Annotated in this window: 16 protein-coding genes; 10 read left to right on the top strand and 6 right to left on the bottom strand. The window is 73.2% G+C overall.

Annotated features, from left to right (window positions below):
• Positions 1-52 precede the first annotated feature (52 nt).
• Positions 53-940 carry an aminoglycoside phosphotransferase family protein gene (locus ACFQQL_RS01440; protein WP_382390517.1) on the top strand — a complete coding sequence of 296 codons (888 nt, stop codon included), beginning with the start codon at positions 53-55 and terminating at the stop codon, positions 938-940.
• Between the two features lie 103 nt (positions 941-1,043).
• Here the strand turns inward: ACFQQL_RS01440 and ACFQQL_RS01435 are convergent, their stop codons facing one another.
• Both ACFQQL_RS01435 and ACFQQL_RS01430 read right to left on the bottom strand, forming a co-directional pair.
• On the bottom strand, positions 1,044-1,733 hold the full coding sequence (locus tag ACFQQL_RS01435) for a hypothetical protein (protein WP_382390515.1): 690 nt from the start codon (positions 1,731-1,733) through the stop codon (positions 1,044-1,046).
• Between the two features lie 64 nt (positions 1,734-1,797).
• Positions 1,798-2,046, bottom strand: a complete 249-nt coding sequence (locus ACFQQL_RS01430; protein ID WP_382390513.1) for a hypothetical protein — start codon at positions 2,044-2,046, stop codon at positions 1,798-1,800.
• A gap of 101 nt (positions 2,047-2,147) precedes the next feature.
• Here ACFQQL_RS01430 and ACFQQL_RS01425 point away from each other — a divergent pair, with 101 nt between their 5' ends.
• From ACFQQL_RS01425 to ACFQQL_RS01390, 8 genes are all read left to right on the top strand, one after another.
• On the top strand, positions 2,148-3,044 hold the full coding sequence (locus ACFQQL_RS01425) for an AAA family ATPase (RefSeq protein ID WP_382390511.1): 897 nt from the start codon (positions 2,148-2,150) through the stop codon (positions 3,042-3,044).
• A gap of 6 nt (positions 3,045-3,050) precedes the next feature.
• Positions 3,051-4,151 carry a vWA domain-containing protein gene (locus ACFQQL_RS01420; protein WP_382390509.1) on the top strand — a complete coding sequence of 367 codons (1,101 nt, stop codon included), beginning with the start codon at positions 3,051-3,053 and terminating at the stop codon, positions 4,149-4,151.
• Positions 4,152-4,209: 58 nt separating this feature from the next.
• Positions 4,210-5,373 (top strand): XdhC family protein, encoded by a 1,164-nt coding sequence (locus tag ACFQQL_RS01415; protein ID WP_382390507.1) that lies wholly within the window; start codon positions 4,210-4,212, stop codon positions 5,371-5,373.
• A gap of 205 nt (positions 5,374-5,578) precedes the next feature.
• On the top strand, positions 5,579-6,055 hold the full coding sequence (locus ACFQQL_RS01410) for a (2Fe-2S)-binding protein (protein WP_382390505.1): 477 nt from the start codon (positions 5,579-5,581) through the stop codon (positions 6,053-6,055).
• Positions 6,052-8,547, top strand: coding sequence for a xanthine dehydrogenase family protein molybdopterin-binding subunit (locus ACFQQL_RS01405; protein WP_382390503.1), 2,496 nt, complete (start codon positions 6,052-6,054; stop codon positions 8,545-8,547). Before ACFQQL_RS01410 ends, ACFQQL_RS01405 begins: the two co-directional genes overlap by 4 nt.
• Complete coding sequence (locus tag ACFQQL_RS01400; protein ID WP_382390501.1) at positions 8,544-9,398, top strand: FAD binding domain-containing protein; 855 nt, start codon at positions 8,544-8,546, stop codon at positions 9,396-9,398. Before ACFQQL_RS01405 ends, ACFQQL_RS01400 begins: the two co-directional genes overlap by 4 nt.
• A 4-nt stretch (positions 9,399-9,402) precedes the next feature.
• Positions 9,403-10,203, top strand: a complete 801-nt coding sequence (locus ACFQQL_RS01395) for an SRPBCC family protein (RefSeq protein ID WP_382390499.1) — start codon at positions 9,403-9,405, stop codon at positions 10,201-10,203.
• A 180-nt stretch (positions 10,204-10,383) separates the two neighbouring features.
• Entirely contained in the window at positions 10,384-15,312 is a 4,929-nt protein-coding gene (locus tag ACFQQL_RS01390; RefSeq protein ID WP_382390497.1) for an NAD-glutamate dehydrogenase, read from the top strand.
• A gap of 30 nt (positions 15,313-15,342) precedes the next feature.
• Here ACFQQL_RS01390 and ACFQQL_RS01385 read toward each other — a convergent pair whose 3' ends face one another.
• Positions 15,343-16,605 carry an MFS transporter gene (locus ACFQQL_RS01385; protein WP_382390495.1) on the bottom strand — a complete coding sequence of 421 codons (1,263 nt, stop codon included), beginning with the start codon at positions 16,603-16,605 and terminating at the stop codon, positions 15,343-15,345.
• A gap of 37 nt (positions 16,606-16,642) precedes the next feature.
• On the opposite strand from ACFQQL_RS01385, the gene ACFQQL_RS01380 reads away from it, so the two are divergent.
• The gene (locus ACFQQL_RS01380) at positions 16,643-17,242 is read left to right on the top strand and encodes a TetR/AcrR family transcriptional regulator (protein ID WP_382390493.1); all 600 of its coding nucleotides are present in this window, start codon (positions 16,643-16,645) and stop codon (positions 17,240-17,242) included.
• A 15-nt stretch (positions 17,243-17,257) separates the two neighbouring features.
• Here the strand turns inward: ACFQQL_RS01380 and chrA are convergent, their stop codons facing one another.
• From chrA to ACFQQL_RS01365, 3 genes are read right to left on the bottom strand one after another with little or no spacing between them, the layout of a single operon-like run.
• Entirely contained in the window at positions 17,258-18,460 is a 1,203-nt protein-coding gene (gene chrA / locus ACFQQL_RS01375) for a chromate efflux transporter (RefSeq protein ID WP_382390491.1), read from the bottom strand.
• Complete coding sequence (locus ACFQQL_RS01370; RefSeq protein WP_382393747.1) at positions 18,460-18,843, bottom strand: arsenate reductase ArsC; 384 nt, start codon at positions 18,841-18,843, stop codon at positions 18,460-18,462. Before ACFQQL_RS01370 ends, chrA begins: the two co-directional genes overlap by 1 nt.
• Positions 18,844-18,876: 33 nt before the next feature.
• The gene (locus tag ACFQQL_RS01365) at positions 18,877-19,557 is read right to left on the bottom strand and encodes an arsenate reductase/protein-tyrosine-phosphatase family protein (protein ID WP_382390489.1); all 681 of its coding nucleotides are present in this window, start codon (positions 19,555-19,557) and stop codon (positions 18,877-18,879) included.
• Between the last annotated feature and the right edge of the window lie 42 nt (positions 19,558-19,599).

Genomic DNA, 19,599 nt, shown 5'->3' with positions numbered 1-19,599 from the left:
TCCCGCGGAATGCCGGCGACGGCGGCGCGGAGACCTGCGACGATCGCTCCTCGTGACGCAGACCGACGACGCCGCGACCGGCCCGGACCTGGTCCGCACCCTGCTCGCCGAGCAGTTCCCGCAGTGGTCCGGGCTGTCGGTCGAGCAGGTGAACCACTACGGCACCGACCACGACATCTACCGTGTGGGCACCGAGCTCGCCGTGCGGCTGCCCCGTCGGGAGTGGGCGGCCGCGCAGGCCGAGCGTGAGCGGGTCTGGCTGCCGCGGCTCGCACGGGAGCTGCCGCTGCGACTCCCGACGCAACTGGCGATCGGCCGGCCCGGTGCCGGCTACCCGTACCCGTGGTCGGTCTGTGACTGGCTCCCGGGCCAGCAGGCGACGTGGCCGCTGGGGGAGTGTGCCGCCGTCGATCTGGCCGGGTTCGTGACGGCGCTCCGCGCCGTCGACACCGCGGACGCGCACCCCCGGCCCGCTCGCGCCCGTGGGGCGCCCCTCGCCGAGCTGGACGACGGCGTCCGGCGCGCCATTGCCGAGCTCGGCGACCGGATCGACGCCCGGCTGGCGCTGCGGGCCTGGCAGCTCTCGCTCGACGCCGACCCGTACCACGGGCCGGGCGTGTGGCTGCACGGCGACCTGCTCGCCGGGAACCTCCTCGTGGTCGACGGCGTGCTGGATGCCGTCATCGACTGGGGCGCGCTGAACGTGGGCGACCCGGCGTGCGACCTCCAGCCCGCGTGGAACCTCTTCGCCGGGGCCGGTCGGGACCGCTTCCTCGCCGAGCTCGGTTCCGACGAGTCCGCCCGGCTGCGTGGTCGCGGCTGGGTGCTGGCGCAGACGCTCATCGCGCTGCCGTACTACTGGGACACCAACCCGGGCATCGTGCGGCAGACCTGGCACGCGCTGGGCGAGGCGCTCGCCGAGGTCGCGGGCGAGACCTGAGGTGGACGTCGTGTGCACCCGCCCGGTCTGGGGGCGATAGCGGAGGGGATCACTCAGGTTGAACCTGAGCGATCCTCTCGACAACGCCGGAACGACTGCCCAGCTACCCCACGGAGGAGTCGGGCTTGCGCTCCAGCGCTCCGGCGATCCGCTGCTCGAGCGCGTCGGTCGCCGCCTCCGGAAGCACGACGAGCCCCTCGAGCTCACGCAGCGCACGACGGTACGCGGTCTGCCGCTCCGCATGGGCGGCGCCGTCGTCCTCCGCCATCGCGAGCAACCGCCGAGCCCGCTCCAAGGTCTGCCGCTCCGAGGCGCTGAAGTCCGACGTGCGGCGTCGCTTTGCCTCCCGCTCGGCGATGTCGAACGCCAGCTGGAACTCCCGGACCGCCTCCCGGTATCGCGCGAGAAACTTCGCATCCCGCAGCTCCTCCGGATCCTCCGGCCGCAGCGCGTCCGCCTCACGCTTGGCGCGATGGAAGTCGACGGTGACCTGCTCGCGCATGTCCGTCATGATCGGGAAGTCGATGAGCTTGCCGACGTCGAGCTCGTAGTCCAGCCAGCGGCGGTTGGTCTCCTCGTGGTCGGCGAGGGTCCGCTCGATCTCGCTGGTGCGCGCCTCCTCGGCCTGCTGCGCCGCGAGGCGTTCGGCGTTCTTGAGCTTGTAGAGCTCGATCTTGTCCCGTCGGCGCCGCTCGTCCCATGCCTGCACGCCCTTGATCCAGCCCCCGACGATGGCGCCGAGCGGGAAGACCAGCCACCAGAAGGAGCCGGCGAAATCCCAGAAGTCCTCCACCCCCCGAGACTAGCGACCGAGACTCGGCGCCTGCGGGCGCTTCGGCACGATTCGGCGGCTCACGTCACCGCCGCCGGACCGCGTTCGCCCACACCCAGGCGTAGCCCTCGCGGCCGTGGTCGTCGGCGTACCTGATGCGCGCCGCCTTCGGTGTCCAGGCCACGGCGACGCCGTCGACCTGGTAGTGACCGGTGCGGGTCTGGATCCAGGCGGTGACCGGCAGCGGCTCGTCCGGCTGGTGCACCGGTGACCCGTACTGGGCAGGGCTCAGGCTGTACGCCTGGTCCCGGAGGGGCACCTGCTCGATGGCCATGCCAGGATGGTAGACCAAGCCTCGAACATGCGTACGAGACCGCCTATCGCGCCGCGACCTCCGTCCCGCGGACCCGGTCGCGGCTGGGTACGCTCGCCGTCATGACATCCGGTGAGGCGTTCAGCTCCCCCGACGCGCTCGCCGAGGCCCTCGCCAGCACGGGCTACCTGGCCGAGCCCGGACTGTCGACCGTCACCTGGCTCGCGCACCGGCTGCGCCGCCCGCTGCTGCTCGAGGGCGAGCCGGGAACCGGGAAGACGGCCCTGGCGGAGGCGCTCGCCGAGCTCGCCGGCACCCCCCTGATCCGGCTCCAGTGCTACGAGGGCATTGACGCCACCCAGGCCCTGTACGACTGGGACTTCCCACGGCAGATCCTGCATCTGCGCACCGTCGAGGCGCTGGCCGCCCGCCACGGCGACGCCGACCCCGCCGCCCTGGAGGCCGAGCTGTTCGACGAGCGTTTCCTGCTCGCCCGGCCGGTGCTGCGTGCCCTCCGGGAGAGCCCGTGCGTGCTGCTCGTGGACGAGATCGACCGTGCCGACGACGAGTTCGAGGCCTTCCTGCTCGAGGTGCTCTCCACCTGGCAGGTCACCATCCCCGAGGTCGGCACCCTCTCCGCGGAGAACCCACCCTTCGTGGTGCTCACCTCGAACCGCACGCGCGAGCTGCACGACGCGCTCAAGCGGCGCTGTCTGTACCACTGGATCGACCACCCCGGGCTGGAGCGCGAGCTCGCCATCGTCCGGTCCCGCCTGCCCGACGTCGACGCCGCGCTCGCCGAGCAGGTCGTGCGGCTCACGCAGGCGCTGCGGACCGAGGGCGAGCTGGTCAAGACCCCGGGCGTCTCCGAGACCCTCGACTGGGCACGCGCCCTCCACGCCCTGCAGGCCAGTGAGCTGGATCCCGAGCTCGCCGCCCGCACGCTCGGCACCGCCGTGAAGTACCGCGAGGACACCGAGCGGGTCCGTGAGGTGCTGGACCGCATGCTCGCGAGGTGAGGTCCGGTGCCCTGGTCCGCGCAGGAGTCGCTGGTCGGCTTCGCCCGTGCCCTGCGCGCCGCCGGTCTGCCGGTGACCGCGGACCGTGAGCGCGCCTTCCTGCAGGCGGTCTCCGCCGTCGGGCTGGAGGACCGAGCCCGGGTCTACTGGGCCGGCCGCGGGACCCTGACCGCCTCACCCGCCGACGCCGAGCCGTACGACCAGGTCTTCACGAGCTGGTTCGGCGGCGAGCCCATGCACGCCGTGTCGAAGCCGTCGGTGGCCCGGCCGAGCACGGTCCAGGCCGCCCTGACCGACGGCGACGGGAGTGCGGGGGAGGGGTCGGGCGAGGTCGTCCGCGCCGCCGCGTCCGCCACCGAGGTGCTGCGCCACCGCGACGTCGGAGCGCTCGCCCCTGCCGAGCGCGCCGAGCTGCGACGGCTGTTCGGCACGCTCCGGCCCAGACCGCCCACCCGCCCGGCCCGCCGGCGCACCCCTGCGCACACCGGCGAGGTCGACGGCCGGGCCACACTCCGGGCACAGCTGCGCCGGCTGGGTGAACCGGGACCGGTGCGGTACCGGAGGCGGGCCACGCGCCCGCGCCAGGTGGTCGTGCTCGTCGACGTGTCCGGCTCGATGAGCGCCTACAGCGACGCGCTGCTGCGCCTGGCGCACCGCATGGTCCAGGCCGCGCCGCGCACCACGGAGGTCTTCACCCTCGGCACGCGGCTCACGCACGTGACCCGCGCGCTGCGCCTGCGGGACCCGGACCGGGCGCTGCTGGCGGCCGGGGCCACCGTGCCCGACTGGTCCGGCGGGACCCGGCTCGGCGAGACGCTCGCGGCGTTCCTGGATCGATGGGGGCGACGCGGCATGGCGCGGCGGGCGGTGGTCGTGGTGCTCAGTGACGGCTGGGAGCGGCACGGGCCGGAGCTGCTCGGGGAGCAGATGCGGCGGCTGCGGGCGCTCGCCCATCGCGTGGTGTGGGTCAACCCGCATCGCGGCAAGGCCGGGTACCAGCCACTCCAGCAGGGCATCGCCGTCGCGCTGCCGTACGTGGACGACTTCGTCGCCGGCCACTCGATGGCCACCTTCGAGGACCTCCTGGCGCTCGTTGCGGAGGCATGATGGTTGCCATGACCGGGCGACGGCGCCGTCACCGCCCACAGATGCGAGGAGGTCCGCGATGCGCGACGTGATCGACGAGCTCGCCGGCTGGTGGGAGCGCGGCGAGCCGGTGGCCATGGGAACGGTCGTGGCCACCTTCCGTTCCGCGCCGCGGCAGCCCGGCGCGGCGATGCTCGTGGGTCCCGGCGGGCAGGCCGTCGGCTCCGTCTCCGGGGGCTGTGTGGAAGGCGCCGTGTACGAGCTCGGTCAGGAGGTGCTGGAGGACGGCGCCCCGCGCCTCGAGCGGTACGGCATCTCCGACGACGACGCCTTCGCCGTCGGGCTGACCTGCGGCGGCATCCTCGACGTCTTCGTCGAGCGGGTCTCGCCCGAGGACTTCCCGGGGCTCGGCGACATCGTCGCCGACGTCCGCGAGGGCCGCCCGGTCGCCGTCGCCACCGTGGTCGCCCATCCCGACCGCGAGCACGTGGGCCGCCGTCTCGTGGTGCGGCCCGAGGACGCCGAGGGCGAGGGGGTGGTGGGCACGCTCGGCAGCAGCCGGGCGGACGACGCCGTCGCCGACGACGCCCGTGGGCTGCTCGCCGCCGGCCGCACCGCGACGCTCGAGTACGGCCCCGACGGCGAGCGCCGCGGCGAAGGCATGCGGGTATTCGTCTCCTCGCACGCGCCGAAGCCCCGGATGCTCGTCTTCGGCGCGATCGACTTCGCGGCCGCGGTCGCCCGGATGGGCGCGTTCCTCGACTACCGGGTCACGGTGTGCGACGCCCGGCCGGTGTTCGCCACCAAGACACGGTTCCCCGGCGCCGACGAGGTCGTGGTCCGTTGGCCGCACGAGTACCTCCGCGAGGAGATCGACGCCGGCCGGATCGACGAGCGCACCGTCATCTGCGTGCTCACCCACGACCCGAAGTTCGACGTCCCGGTCCTGCAGCTGGCGCTCGAGGGCCCGCCGGTCGCCTACGTCGGCGCCATGGGCTCCCGCCGGACGCACGAGGACCGGCTGGACCGGCTGCGCGAGGCCGGCGTCGCAGAGGAGGCACTGGCTGCGCTGTCGAGCCCGATCGGTCTCGACCTGGGAGCCCGCACGCCGGAGGAGACGGCGGTGAGCATCGCCGCGGAGATCATCGCGCTGCGCTGGGGTGGCGCGGGGGAGCGGTTGGCGGAGACGTCCGGCCCGATCCATCACCACCGCCCCGAGCCCGCGCCGGCCGACCTGCGTTGAGCCGCCGCTCACCGCTGCAACGCTCGCCCGGTGCTGCAGGCATGCCAGCAGCGTCGGGCGACGGTTGCAGCAGTGGGTGGGCCAGGGTGCCAGTACCGGATTCCGGACCAGAACTTTTCGTTACGATCTGTCAGTTCCTCTTGCCGAACCATGACCTCGAGCACAAAGATCACAGGTGACAGCGACGTCCACCCCAGGAGGAGCGATGACCCGGATCACCGTGACGGTCGACGGCACGAGCTACACCGACGACGTCGAACCCAGGACGCTGCTGGTCCACTACCTCCGCGAGACGCTCGGCAAGACCGGGACCGTCGTCGGATGCGACACCTCGAACTGCGGCGCGTGCACGGTCCACCTCGACGGTCGCAGCGTGAAGTCCTGCAACGTCCTGGCCGTACAGGCCGACGGGCGCGAGGTCACCACCATCGAAGGGCTGGCCAAGGACGGCCAGCTCACCCCCGTCCAGCAGGCGTTCCACGAGTGTCACGCCCTGCAGTGCGGGTTCTGCACGCCCGGCATGATCATGCAGGCCGAGGACCTCATCGCCCACAACGACGGCCTCACCGAGGAGGACATCCGGGTGGGCATGGAGGGCAACCTCTGCCGCTGCACCGGCTACCACAACATCGTCAAGGCCGTGCAGCAGGCGGCCGGGCAGACCGAGGGAGCAAAGGCATGACCGTCACGGATGACGCTCCGGCACCCACAGCAGGTCCGGAGACCGAGGTCGGGAAGGCCCGGTACCGCAAGGAGGACCTGCGGCTGATCACCGGCCGCACCCGCTGGACCGACAACATCCAGCTCACCGGCCTGCTGCACCTCGCGATGGTGCGCAGCCCCTTCCCCCACGCGAAGATCACCGGCATCGACACCGACGAGGCCACCCGCAGCAGCGGTGTGGTCGCCGTGCTGACCGGCGCCGACCTGGCCGACTCGCAGGGCGCATGCATCAACGCCTGGGCGATCACCGAGGACCAGGTCGCCCCGGAGCATCCGCCGATGCCCCGCGACCGGGTCGCGTTCGCCGGCGAGGTCGTCGCCGTCGTCGCCGCCCGGACCGCCGCCGAGGCCCGCGACGCCGCCGAGCTCGTCGACGTCGACTACGAGGAGCTGCCGGCCGCCCTCGACCTCAAGGAAGCAGCCGACGACGTGGTGCTCGCGCACCCGGACCTCGGCACCAATCGGAGCGCCTTCTGGAAGTTCGACAGCGCCGAGGCCGGGACGGGCGGCAACGTCGACGAGGCGATCGACAAGGCGCGTGCCGACGGCATCGTGATCGAGCGGGAGTACCGCCAGCAGCGGCTCATCCCGGCCTTCATGGAGCCCCGGTCGGTGGTCGTGGACCCCACCGGTGAGCAGATCACCGTCTGGTCCGCGACCCAGATCCCGCACATCCTCCGCTTCGCCCTCGCGGCCACCACCGGCGTGCCGGAGTCCAAGATCCGGGTCATCGCCCCGGACGTGGGCGGCGGGTTCGGCGGCAAGCTGCAGCAGACGCCGGAGGAGATGATCGCCTTCGCCGTCGCGCGCCGGCTGGGCCGGCCGGTGAAGTACACCGAGACACGCTCGGAGTCGCTGCTCGCGGCGCACCACGGGCGTGACCAGTGGCAGAAGCTGACCCTCGCCGCGAACGCCGACGGCACCGTGACCGGGCTCAAGGTCGAGCTGCTGGCCGACCTGGGGGCCTACGTCGCGCTGGTCGGCGGCGGCGTCCCGGTGCTCGGCGCGTTCATGTTCAACGCGATCTACAAGTTCCCGGCGTACCAGTTCAACTGCCAGACGGTGCTGACGAACAAGACCTGGACGGACGCCTACCGGGGCGCCGGCAGGCCGGAGGCAACCTACGCGATCGAGCGGCTCATGGACGAGCTTGCCGCCGAGGTGGGCGTGGACCCCCTGGAGATCCGCGAGAAGAACTGGATCAAGCACGAGGAGTTCCCCTTCACCACGGTGGCCGGCCTGGAGTACGACTCGGGCAACTACGAGGCCGCCACCGCCCGCGCGAAGGAGCTCTTCGGCTACGACGAGCTGCGCCGCGAGCAGGAGGAGCGTCGCCGGGCCGGCGACCCGGTCCAGCTCGGCATCGGGATCTCCACGTTCACCGAGATGTGCGGGCTCGCCCCCTCCCGGGTGCTCGGCTCGCTCAACTACGGCGCCGGCGGCTGGGAGCACGCGTCCGTGCGCATGCTGCCCACCGGCAAGGTGGAGGTCGTCACCGGCTCCTCGGCGCACGGCCAGGGGCACGAGACCGCCTGGAGCCAGATCGTCGCGGACCGGCTCGGCGTGCCCTTCGACGACGTCGAGGTGCTGCACGGTGACACGCAGGTCTCACCCAAGGGGCTCGACACCTACGGCTCGCGGTCCCTCACGGTCGGTGGTCAGGCGCTGGTCAACGCCGCGGAGAAGGTCGTCGAGAAGGCCAGGCCGCTGGCCGCGCACCTGCTCGAGGCCAACGTCGACGACCTCGAGTTCGCCGGGGGCAAGTTCACCGTTCGCGGCACCGACAGCGCGATCGGCCTCACCGACCTCGCCACCGCGGTGTTCGCGGCGCACAACCTGCCCGACGGCATGGAGGCCAGCCTCGACGCCGAGGCCACCTTCGACCCGGTCAACTTCTCCTTCCCGCACGGCACGCACCTGTGCGCGATGGAGGTGGACACCGAGACCGGGCAGACGAGGATGCGCAAGTACGTCTCCGTCGACGACGTCGGCACGATCGTGAACCCGCTCATCGTCGAGGGCCAGATGCACGGCGGCATCGTCCAGGGCATCGCACAGGCCCTGTGGGAGGACGCGGTCTACGACGAGAACGGCACGCTCGTGGCCGGCTCGTTCGTCGACTACACCCTCCCGACGACGGCGGACACCATCTCGTTCGTCACCGACAACACCGTCTCACCTGCGACGTCGAACAGCCTCGGCGCCAAGGGCGTGGGCGAGGCGGGCTGCATCGCCTCGACGCCGGCGGTGGTCGGCGCGATCGTCGACGCCGTGCGGCACCTCGGCGTCCGGGACATCCAGATGCCGTGCACGCCCGAACGGGTCTGGAAGGCGGTCCAGGCGGGCACCGCCGGTGGACGCGCCCAGACCGAGGCCGCCGCCGCCCCGCACTTCGAGCCGGGCGAGCCCAACCAGGACGACCCGCAGACCGGGCAAGGAGGACAACTGTGATCCCCGCACCGTTCGACTACGCGGCCCCCACGTCGCTCGAGGAGGCCCTGGGCCTGCTCGCCGAGCACGGCGACGAGGCCAAGGTCCTGGCCGGCGGCCAGTCCCTGCTGCCGGTGCTCCGGATGCGCCTGAACGCCCCGGAGATCCTCGTCGACCTCGGGAAGCTCGCCGAGCTGACCGGTGTCACCGACACCGGGGACCACCTGCGCATCGGCGCGATGACGCCGTACTACGAACTGTTGAAGGACCCGCTCGTCGCCGAGCACGCGGCCGTCCTGCCGAAGGCGCTGGCCGACGTCGCGGACGAGCAGGTTCGCCACCGCGGCACGATCGGCGGCTCGCTCGCGCACGCCGACCCCGCGGGCGACACCGGCGCCGTCGCCCTCGCGCTCGACGCCACCCTGGTCGTGGTCGGGCCGGGCGGCGAGCGGCGGGTCCCGGCGAGCGAGTTCTTCGTCGACCTGTTCACCACCGCGGTCCAGGACGGCGAGATCCTCACCGCCATCGAGGTGCCCAAGCACACCGGATGGGGCGGGGCGTACGAGAAGTTCGTGCGCGTCTCCCACCAGTGGGCGATCGTGGCGGTGGCCGCGGTCGTCCGTGCCGAGGGAGGGACCATCACCGAGGCCAAGATCGGCCTGACCAACATGGGCTCGACGCCGCTCCGCGTGCCCGCCGTGGAGCAGGCGCTCGCGGGTCAGCCGGCGACGGCGGAGGCGATCGCCGACATCTGCGCCCGTGCCGGGGAGGGCACCTCGCCCCCATCGGATCTCAACGGAGACGCCGACTACCGGCGTCACCTCGCCGGGGTGCTCACCCGGCGGGCCGTGCTGAGCGCGGCGGGGGCGTGATCGCGTGGAGCTGACGCACTCCTTCACCGTCCCCGCCCCGCCCGAGCAGACCTGGGAGCTGCTGACCGACCTGAACCGGGTCGGCAGCTGCTTCCCGGGCGCCACCGTCAAGGAGGCCACCGACACCGAGTTCTCCGGAACGGTCAAGGTCAAGCTCGGCCCGATCGCCATGCTGTACTCCGGCTCCGGCACCTTCGTCGAGCGCGACGACGCAGCTCACCGCGCGAAGATCGAGGCCAAGGGCAAGGACCGGCGCGGCAACGGCACGGCGTCGGCGACCGTGACCATGAGCCTCACCGCCGAGGGCGACGGCACTCGTGCCGACGTGACCACGGACCTGCAGGTCACCGGCAAGCCGGCGCAGTTCGGACGGGGCGTCATGCAGGACGTGTCGGACAAGCTGCTCGGCCAGTTCATCGACTGCATCGAGCAGCAGCTCAGCGGTGACGAACCGTCCGACAGCGAGGCGGAGGCTGGCGGCGCGGCGGCCGCGGGGGCAGTGAGCGATGCGCCCTCGTCCGAGGCCAAGCCCGCCGCGGCCGGCGCCGCGCAGCCGGCCGCGGACAACCAGAAGCCGGCCGCGGACACTCAGCAGCCGTCCCCGCCGGCCGAGCCGCCGAAGCCGCCGCCGGCGCCTCCCCGGCCGCCGTCCTCGCCATCCAGAGCGCACCCGCCCGCCCCGCGGGACGAGGCTATCGACCTGGGCAACGTCGTCGGGCCGGTGCTCCTGCAGCGGTACGGCGGGCTGGCCGCCGTCGGGCTGCTCGGGCTGCTCATCGGCTGGCTCCTCGGCCGTCGCGGCTGACAGGTCCACCGCGGCAACGGTCGCCCACCGCTGCAGGCATGCCAACAGCGGTGGGCGATCGTTGCCGCACCGGGCGGCGGTCCGCGTGTCGGCCGCGCGCCGGGCAGACGTGGATGGGTGTCAAGTGCGTCCCCGGCAGATACGCTCGTGCCACTCGCACGCCGGAGGTGTCCTGAGAGCATGTCCGTCACCCTCGAGGCCGCTCGCACCGAGGTGATCCGGAAGGCGGCCGAGACGGCCGAGTCGCTGCCCGGGGCACCGCCGCCGGACCAGGCCGAGGAGCTCCTCGAGGGCTACTACCACGACGTCCTCACCGAGGACCTCCTCGCGCAGCAGCCCGCCGACCTCCTCGGCGCCGCCCTCGCGCACCGCAGCGCGGCACAGGTGCGTGCCCCCGGCGAGGCCGTCGTCGACGCCTTCACCCCGACCGCGCAGGACCACGGCTGGTCCACCGGCCGGACCGTGGTGGAGGTCGTCACCGACGACATGCCGTTCCTGGTCGACTCGGTGACCGCGGAGCTCGCCCGGCAGGGCCGTACCGTCCGGCTGCTCGTCCACCCCCAGCCCGCGGTCCGGCGCGACGGCAGTGGCGAGCTCGTCGAGATCGTTCGCGGGGCAGCGACCGCCGGCGTCGTGGGCGGGCATGCCCGCGGTGACCTCGTACGCGAGTCGTGGATCCACGTCCAGGTTGACGCCATGCCGCAGGACGAGCTGGACCGGTTGCTGGCCGCGCTGCGCCGGGTGCTGGCCGACGTCCGCGCCGCCGTCGAGGACTGGCCGACCATGGAGGCCTGCGCCCGCGACATCTCCGCCCTCCTCCTGCAGGACCCGCCTTCCGGCGTCGACACCGACGAGATCCGCCAGGCGCACCAGCTGCTGGACTGGCTCGTCGGCGGCCGCTTCGTCTTTCTCGGCTACCGCGAGTACCGCCTGCTGCGCGGCGCCACGCCGGACCAGGCGAGCCTGGAGTCCGTGGCCGGGTCGGGCCTCGGCATCCTCCGGGACGACGGCGCAGCCTCCACCAGCGCCCTGCCGCCGGCCGTGGCCCGCAAGGCCGCGGAGCCGCGGCTCCTCATCGTCACCAAGGCGAACTCGGTCTCCACCGTGCACCGGTCACGCCACATGGACTACATCGGCGTCAAGACCTTCGACGACGAGGGCCGGGTGAGCGGCGAGCGGCGATTCCTCGGCCTGTTCACCCCGACGGCGTACTCCGCGCCCGTCACCGAGGTGCCCTACGTCGCGGCCAAGGTCGCCCAGGTCTTCCAGCGCACCTCGTACAGCCCCCAGAGCCATCTGGGGAAGGACCTGCTCGCCGTCCTCAAGGCGTTCCCGCGCAGCGAGCTCTTCCAGGCCGACGTCGAGCATGTCACCGAGGTCGCGAACGCCGTCGTGCACCTGGAGGTCCGGCCGCGGACACGGCTGTTCCTCCGCAAGGACGACTACCAGCGGTTCACCTCCTGCCTGGTCTACATCGCCCGGGACCGGTACTCGCCCCAGGTGCGGCGCCGTATCGAGTCCCTGCTGCGCGAGGCGCTCGACGGCGAGTCCGTCCAGGCCAACGAGATGGTCACCGAGTCCTCGGTGGCCCAGCTCCACGTGGTCGTCCGGGTGCCGCACGGCCACGCCGTGCCCGACGTCGACCTCGCCGAGCTCGAGCAGCGCGTGGTCGCCGCCGCACGGACCTGGGAGGAGGACCTGGCCGAGGCCGCGGGCAAGACGCTCGGTGACGCCGGTGCCGCCCTGGCCACGCGGTTCGGCTTCCCGGCCGGCTACAAGGAGGACTTCACGATCTCCGAGGCCGTCGAGGACCTGCTCGCGCTCGAGGCGCTGCCCGACCGGCAGACCTCGCAGGTGCGCGTGCACCTGTACACGCCCGGACGTGTCGTCGGACGCCGGCCGGATCCCGAGGAGCGCCGCTTCAAGCTCTACCGGCGGGGCGAGGTGCCGCTCTCCACGGTGCTGCCGATCTTCTCCGGCCTCGGGCTCGAGGTGGTCGACGAACGACCGCACACCCTCTCCGCCGACGCCGGCGAGCGGGTATACCTGTACGACTTCGGCCTGCGGGCGCCGCACGCCGAGGCGTGGGCCGGGGATCCCGACGAGATCCGGGGGCGGCTCGAGTCGGCCTTCCATGCCGTCTGGGACGGGCGCGCCGAGGCGGACGGCTTCAACGCGCTCGTGCTGCTCGCCGGGCTCACCTGGCGGCAGGTCGTCATCATCCGCGCCGTGGCCGCCTATCTGCGGCAGACCGGCTCGGTGTTCTCCCGCGAGTACGTCGAGACCGCGCTGCAGGACAACCCGTCGCTCGCCCGGCTGCTCGTCGAGCTCTTCGAGACCCGCTTCGACCCCGATGCCGCGTTCGCCACCGGCCAGGACCGGTCCGCGGCCGAGGAGGCCATCGCCGCGCAGATCCTCGCCGGGCTCGACGATGTCGCCTCGCTGGACCAGGACCGCATCATCCGGGCGTTCGTCGCCGTCGTCCAGGCCACCGTGCGGACCTCGTACTTCCTGCCGCCCGGGCCGATCGACGAGGACAGGGACGCCGAGCACCGCCCGACCGTCGCGCTCAAGCTCGACCCGCGCCGCCTGGCGATGCTTCCCGAGCCGCGCCCATGGGCGGAGATCTGGGTGTACGGGCCCGAGGTCGAGGGGGTGCACCTGCGGTACGGTCCGGTGGCCCGCGGGGGGCTGCGCTGGTCCGACCGCCGCGAGGACTTCCGCACCGAGATCCTCGGGCTGGTCAAGGCCCAGGCCGTCAAGAACGCGGTCATCGTGCCGGCCGGCGCCAAGGGCGGCTTCGTCGGCAAACGGCTGCCGGACCCGACCGGGCCCGCGGGCCGCGACGGCTGGCTGGCCGCGGGCACGCAGGCCTACCGCCTCTTCATCTCCTCCCTCCTGGACGTCACCGACACGGTCGACGTCGGTGCGGACGGTACGTCCGGCGCCGTCGTGCCGCCGGCACGGGTGGTGCGCCACGACGGCGACGACCCGTACCTCGTGGTCGCCGCGGACAAGGGGACCGCCGCGTTCTCCGACGTCGCCAACGCCGTGGCGCGCGACTACGGCTTCTGGCTCGACGACGCCTTCGCCTCCGGCGGCTCGGCCGGCTACGACCACAAGAAGATGGGCATCACCGCGCGCGGCGCGTGGGAGGCCGTGAAGCGCCACTTCCGCGAGCTGGACCTGGACACCCAGTCCGAGGACTTCACCGTCGTCGGCGTCGGCGACATGTCAGGCGACGTCTTCGGCAACGGCATGCTGCTCTCCGAGCACATCCGGCTGGTCGCCGCCTTCGACCACCGGCACGTCTTCCTGGACCCCGATCCCGACCCGGCCACCTCCTTCGCCGAGCGCCGGCGCATGTTCGCGCTGCCCCGCTCCACGTGGGAGGACTACGACCGCGACCTGATCTCCGAGGGCGGCGGGATCTATCCGCGCACCGCGAAGGCCATCCCGGTCAGCGACCAGGTCCGCGCCCGGCTCGGGCTCCCCGACGACGTCACCCGCCTCACGCCCACCGAGCTGATCCGGGCGATCCTGACCGCGCCGGTCGACCTGCTCTGGAACGGCGGCATCGGGACCTATGTCAAGGCCACCACCGAGTCGCACGAGGCGATCGGCGACCGCGCCAACGACGCCGTCCGGGTGAACGGCGCGGACCTGCGGTGCCGCGTGGTGGGGGAGGGCGGCAACCTCGGCCTGAGCCAGCTCGGCCGCATCGAGGCGGCATGGCACGGTGTCCATCTCAACACCGACGCCATCGACAACTCCGCCGGCGTCGACTCCTCCGACCACGAGGTCAACCTCAAGATCCTGCTCGCCTCGGCCATCGCCTCCGGAGACCTCGAGGCGCAGGACCGGGACGAGCTGCTCGCCTCGCTGACCGACGAGGTGGCGGAGCGGGTGCTGCGCCAGAACTACGAGCAGTCGGTGCTGCTCGGCAACGCCCGCACCGTCACGCACGCGATGCTCGGCGCCCACAACCGCCTCATGCACTGGCTCGAGGAGCGCGGTGACCTGGACCGCGACCTGGAGTTCCTCCCCGGGGACGCGGAGCTGGCGCGGCGAGCGGAGAGCGGCGGCGGTCTGACCTCGCCGGAGTTCTCCGTGCTCGCCGCGTACGCGAAGCTCTCCCTCAAGGACGAGCTGCTGGCCTCGGACCTGCCTGACGAGCCGTGGTTCACCAGCGAGCTGCAGGGCTACTTCCCGGAGGTCCTGCAGGAACGGTTCGCCGCCGCGATGACCACGCACCGGCTCCGCCGGGAGATCATCGCCACCCGGGTGGCCAACTCGGTCGTCAACCGTGGCGGCACGACCTTCGTCTACCGCGCCATGGAGGAGACCGGCGCGGAGCCGGCCCAGGTGGCGCGGGCGTTCGTCGTCGCACGCGAGATCTTCGGGATCGCGGACTTCGTGCGGCGGGTGGAGGCGTTCGACAACGTCGTCGGCACCGACACCCAGGCGAAGCTCTACCTCGAGTTCCGCCGCCTGCTTGACCGTGCGGTGCGGTGGCTGGTCCAGCGCCACCCGGACGGCATCGACGTGGCCGAGGAGATCCTCCGGCTCGGACCCGCGGTCGCGACGCTCGTCCCAGAGGTCCCGAGCCTGCTGCGGGGTGACGCCCGCACCGGGTCCGAGGCCCGCCGCGACGAGCTCGTCGAGGCCGGCGTCTCGGAGGACCTCGCGCTGCATGCGGCCACGCTGGTCGAGCACTACGTGGTCCTCGACGTCGTCGCGCTGGCCGAGCGCAGCGGGAAGCCGCTGGACGCCGTGGCGAACGTCCGCGCGGCCGCCGAGGAGTACTTCGGCGTCGACGTGCTGCTCACCCGGCTGGAGGCGCTGCCGCGCGAGGAACGGTGGGACGCCCTGGCCCGGGCCGCGCTGCGTGACGACCTGTACGCCGTCCTCGCAGACCTCACCGCGTCGGTGCTCGAGGAGACCGACGACGCGCTCGACGCGGACGCCCGGCTCGCGGCCTGGGGCGCCGACCGTCCGGCGTTCACCGACCGGGTGCGGGGCGCGGTCGAGGGCGTCTCGCGGCTGGACGCCGTGGACCTCGCGCCGCTGTCGGTGGCGCTGCGCGCCCTGCGTGCCGGCGTGCGGTGACAGGCGGCCGTCCGCGCCGACGGCGCGTGGTCACGGAGCCGGGCGCCGGGCACCGGTCCGAGACTTGAGGCCCGCACGCTCGGAGGGGTCGAGGCCCGGTTCCCTGAGCCCGGTGAGCCGGGTCAGGTGCGCCGCGACCAGGACTCCGACGACGGCGATCGCGGCGGCCACCGCCGGGAAGGTCACGACCTCGAGCGCGACGCCCGCCAGGAGCGGCCCGATCGCCACGCCGGCGGTGCCGATGCCGCCGACCATCCCGAACACGTGCGCCTGCTCGGCCGTCGGGATCCGCTCGTACTCGATCGTCACGAAGGTGGCCGAGAACAGTCCCGCGCCCAGGCCGGCCACCAGCATGGCGGCGACGACGGCGGGCACCGGGGCGCGCAGCGCCAGCAGCACGAACGCCGGGACGAACGCGAGTGCCGCGGAGCCGGGCATGAGGATGCTCCGCCGCACGCGCCGGCCCACCAGGCCGGCGATGCTCGACCCGAGGATCGAGCCGATGCCGTTGGCGGTCAGGATCACCGCGAGCAGCCCCGGACTCTCCAGCACCCGCTGGCCGTACACGGGCGCCAGGACGCTGCCCCACCCCGCCAGGGCGACCGACAGGACGAACGAGACCGCCACCAGGTGCACGAGCAGCCGGTCGCCGCGCAGGTATGCGGTGGCGGTCCGCAGGGACGGGCCACGGTCACGGTTCTCGTCACGGACCGACGGGAGGAAGACCTGGACGGCCAGCCCCGAGGCGATGAACGTCGCCGCGTCGACGACGAGGGCCCAGGGCGCGCCCACCAGGCTGATGACGGCGCCTGCCAGTGGGGCGCCGATGACGTTGGCGAGGTGGAGCGAGGCGAGGTAGGGACCGCTGACGGCGTCCGTCGTGGTCCGGGCGAGGTCCGCGGTGCGGGCGAGGAGCACGAAGCTGGCCGCGACGGCGGGCGTGCGCAGGAACCCGTTGACGGCCACGAGGACGAGGAGGACGGGGTAGTCGATCCCGGTCGTCGCGTGCAGCACGGGGACCGCCAGCACGGCGACGCCGGCGAAGACGTCCGACAGGACCCGGGTGGCCCGCGGACCCAGACGCCTGACGAACGCACCGGCGACGAGCGAGGCGGCCGCGACGGCGAGGAACTCGCAGGTGGCCGCCAGCCCCGTCATGGTCGTGTTGCCGGTGATCTCGAAGACGAACCACGGCAGCGCGACCAGGCTCATCGCGCCACCGACTGTCGAGACGACGTTCGCCACGATCAGGACCACCAGCGGGGCCCGGCGGGCCGGGGGAGCGGATGGCACGCGGTCAGTTTACGGCGTAAACGCATACAGTGTAAACGTGACGAGTCGGGACGAGATCGTCGACGCCGCGATGGCGATCTGCGAGGAGGTGGGCGTCGAGGGCCTGTCGATGCGCGTCCTGGGCAGGCGCATCGGGACCTCGGCGATGGCCGTCTACCGGCACGTGCCGAACCGGCAGGCCCTGCTCGATGCGGTGGTCGGCCGGGTGCTGGCCGGTGTGCCGCTGCCGGAACACGGGATGCCGTGGCCGGAGCGCCTGCGGACCGTCGCGCACGGGCTCCTGGACGCGGCCGTCGCGCACCCGAGCGTCTTCCCGATGGCCCTGCGCCGGTCCTACGTCGCGGACGAGGCGATCGCGGTCATGACCACCATGTACGGGATCCTCACCGACGCCGGCGTGCCGGCCCGTGACCTGCCACGCCTCGAGCGCATGCTCAGCACCGCGCTGCTCGGTTTCGCGGTGACCGCGAGCAGTGGCGGGTTCTGGACCACGGACCCGGACCTGGTCTCCGGTCGCCTGGTCCTCCCGGACGGCGGGTCGCCGGCGGCCGACGCCGACCCGGACCGGTGGCGGGCCGAGCTCGACCGGAACGTGGCGGACCTGGTGCGGCTCGTGGAGGGCGCGGCCGCGGCCTGACCGGCGACGCGTTCGTCAGAGCACCACCCAGCCCGCGAGCGCGGCCACCACGACGACGGCCCACGCCGGCACCTTCCACGCGGACAGCGCGACGAAGGCGCCGGCCGCGATCGCCAGCGCGACGGCGGAGGTCACCCCCTCGGTGAACACCGGGTCGTACAGCGCGGCGGCCAGCAGGCCGACCACGCCCGCGTTGACGCCCATGAGCGAGCGCTGCGCGCGCGGGGCCCGGCGGAGCCGTTCCCAGAAGGGGAGCGCACCGAGGATCAGCAGCACCGACGGCAGGAACACGGCCACCAGGGCCATGCCGGCGCCGGCGAGCCCGTTCGGCGGGGACTGAGCGACGGCGCCGAGATAGGCGGCGAAGGTGAACAGCGGGCCGGGCACCGCCTGGGCCGCCCCGTAGCCGGCGAGGAAGGTCTGGTCCGCGACCAGCCCGGTGGGGACGGTCTCGGCGCGCAGGAGCGGCAGCACGACGTGCCCGCCGCCGAAGACCAGCGAGCCGGCCCGGTAGAACCCGTCGATCAGGCGGACCGCGCCGTCGTTCGTGGCGGCCGCCAGCGCGGGCAGGGCGGCGAGCAGCACCGCGAAGAGTCCCAGGCACGCGAGGGCGGTGCGGCGACCTACCGGGACGGCGAGGCGGTCGCCGTCGTGCCCGGTGGGCTCCGGCCGCAGCCAGAGCAGGCCTGCGACTCCCGCGGCGAGGATGACGAGCACCTGCCCGACAGCGGACGGCAGCAGCAGGGCGAGCGCCATGCCGGCCACGGCGATGGTGGCCCGCTCCCTGTCCGGCGCGAGTGACCGCGCCATGCCGAGCACGGCGTGTGCGACGACCGCGACGGCGGCCGCCTTGAGGCCCTGCAGCCAGCCCGAGTCCGGTGCCGCGCCGAGGGCCTGCACGCCGAGGGCGAAGGCGACGAGCAGGACGGCCGACGGCAGCGTGAAGGCGGTCCAGGCGGCCAGCAGCCCGCCGATCCCGGCCCGGTGCAGGCCGATCGCCATGCCGACCTGGCTGGACGCCGGCCCGGGCAGGAACTGGCACAGCGCCACGAGGTCGGCGTAGGACCGCTCGGTGAGCCACCGCCGCCGCTCGACGAACGCCGACCGGAAGTAGCCGAGGTGGGCGACGGGCCCGCCGAAGGAGGTCAGGCCGAGCCCGAGGAAGGCGGTGAAGACCTCCCGCACGCTGCCGCGGGCGCCGGGTTCCGTGCCCGGCATCAGGCGGGCAGCAGCTCGGCGAGCAGGGCCTCGACCCGGCCACGGATCTCGTCACGGACGCGGCGGACGACGTCCAGGTCCTTCCCGGCCGGGTCCTCGAGCTCCCAGTCCTCGTACCGCACGCCGGGGAAGAAGGGGCAGGCATCGCCGCAGCCCATGGTGATGACGACGTCGGAGGCGCGGACGTCCTCGGCGGTCAGCACCTTGGGCCGCTCGGCGACGATGTCGATCCCCTCCTCCGCCATGGCCTCCACGGCGACGGGGTTGATCCGCTCGGCCGGCATCGACCCGGCGGAACGGACCTCGACGCGGCCCTCGGAGAGGGCCGTCATGTAGCCGGCGGCCATCTGCGAGCGGCCGGCGTTGTGGACGCAGACGAACATGACGCTCGGACGGTCGGTGCTCACGCGGTCTCCTCAGGTGCGGTTGGCGGGCAGGGTGACGCGGGGCGCGAGGTTGTTCACCCGCTGCTCGATCTCGGTGAAGGTGGCGTCGAAGACGGCCGCCGTGGCGTCGTGGCCGGGGTTGGCCACGGACCAGTGGACATCGATGGGCAGGTCCAGCTCCTCGTGCGCGCGGTCGCACACGGTCACCACGAGATCACCCTGGGCGTGCACGTCGGCCACGTGCCGGGGCCGCGTGCGGCCCAGGTCCAGCCCGTGCCGCTCGGCGACGGCGACGGCGCCGGGTGCGGTGGCCGGTGCCGGGCGGGTACCGGCGGAGGTGGCGGGGACGGCGCTGGCGGTGCGCCACAGTGCCGCGGCGAGCTGGGAGCGGGCGGAGTTGCCGGTGCAGACGAACAGCACCCGCGGCGCGGTACGGACGATCGGCCCGGAGAGCAGGTCGAGCACCTCGGGCACGAGCCGGAGGTAGGACCGGCGACCGTCGCCCTCGGACCGGCCGCGCCTGACGAGCCCGTTGCGCTGCAGGATCTTGAGATGGTGGGCGAGCAGGTTCGAGGTCATCCCGAGCGCCTCGGCGAGCTCGCCGGGGGAGGCGTCGCCGAGGGCGAGGGCGTCCACGACCCGGAGCCGGCCCGGGCCGGCCAGCGCCGCGTGCAGGGCCGCACGCTTCTGGACAGATGCCTCAATAGTCATTGAGATAACCATCCGCCGTGGATGGGGCAGGCGTCAAGCTTC

Source organism: Georgenia alba, from assembly GCF_042665525.1.
In the GTDB taxonomy this organism is placed as follows: domain Bacteria; phylum Actinomycetota; class Actinomycetes; order Actinomycetales; family Actinomycetaceae; genus Allobogoriella; species Allobogoriella alba.
The sequence above is the reverse complement of the archived record's forward strand: the minus strand, read 5'-3'. Positions and strand labels throughout refer to the sequence as shown.

Excerpts from the sequence above, each read along its gene's own strand:
- ACFQQL_RS01430 (WP_382390513.1), bottom strand. The coding sequence starts at position 2,046 with ATGGCCATCGAGCAGGTGCCCCTCCGGGACCAGGCGTACAGCCTGAGC.
- ACFQQL_RS01390 (WP_382390497.1), top strand. The coding sequence starts at position 10,384 with ATGTCCGTCACCCTCGAGGCCGCTCGCACCGAGGTGATCCGGAAGGCG.
- ACFQQL_RS01365 (WP_382390489.1), bottom strand. The coding sequence starts at position 19,557 with ATGACTATTGAGGCATCTGTCCAGAAGCGTGCGGCCCTGCACGCGGCG.
- ACFQQL_RS01415 (WP_382390507.1), top strand. The coding sequence starts at position 4,210 with ATGCGCGACGTGATCGACGAGCTCGCCGGCTGGTGGGAGCGCGGCGAG.
- ACFQQL_RS01410 (WP_382390505.1), top strand. The coding sequence starts at position 5,579 with ATGACCCGGATCACCGTGACGGTCGACGGCACGAGCTACACCGACGAC.
- ACFQQL_RS01425 (WP_382390511.1), top strand. The coding sequence starts at position 2,148 with ATGACATCCGGTGAGGCGTTCAGCTCCCCCGACGCGCTCGCCGAGGCC.
- ACFQQL_RS01405 (WP_382390503.1), top strand. The coding sequence starts at position 6,052 with ATGACCGTCACGGATGACGCTCCGGCACCCACAGCAGGTCCGGAGACC.
- chrA (WP_382390491.1), bottom strand. The coding sequence starts at position 18,460 with ATGCCGGGCACGGAACCCGGCGCCCGCGGCAGCGTGCGGGAGGTCTTC.
- ACFQQL_RS01370 (WP_382393747.1), bottom strand. The coding sequence starts at position 18,843 with ATGTTCGTCTGCGTCCACAACGCCGGCCGCTCGCAGATGGCCGCCGGC.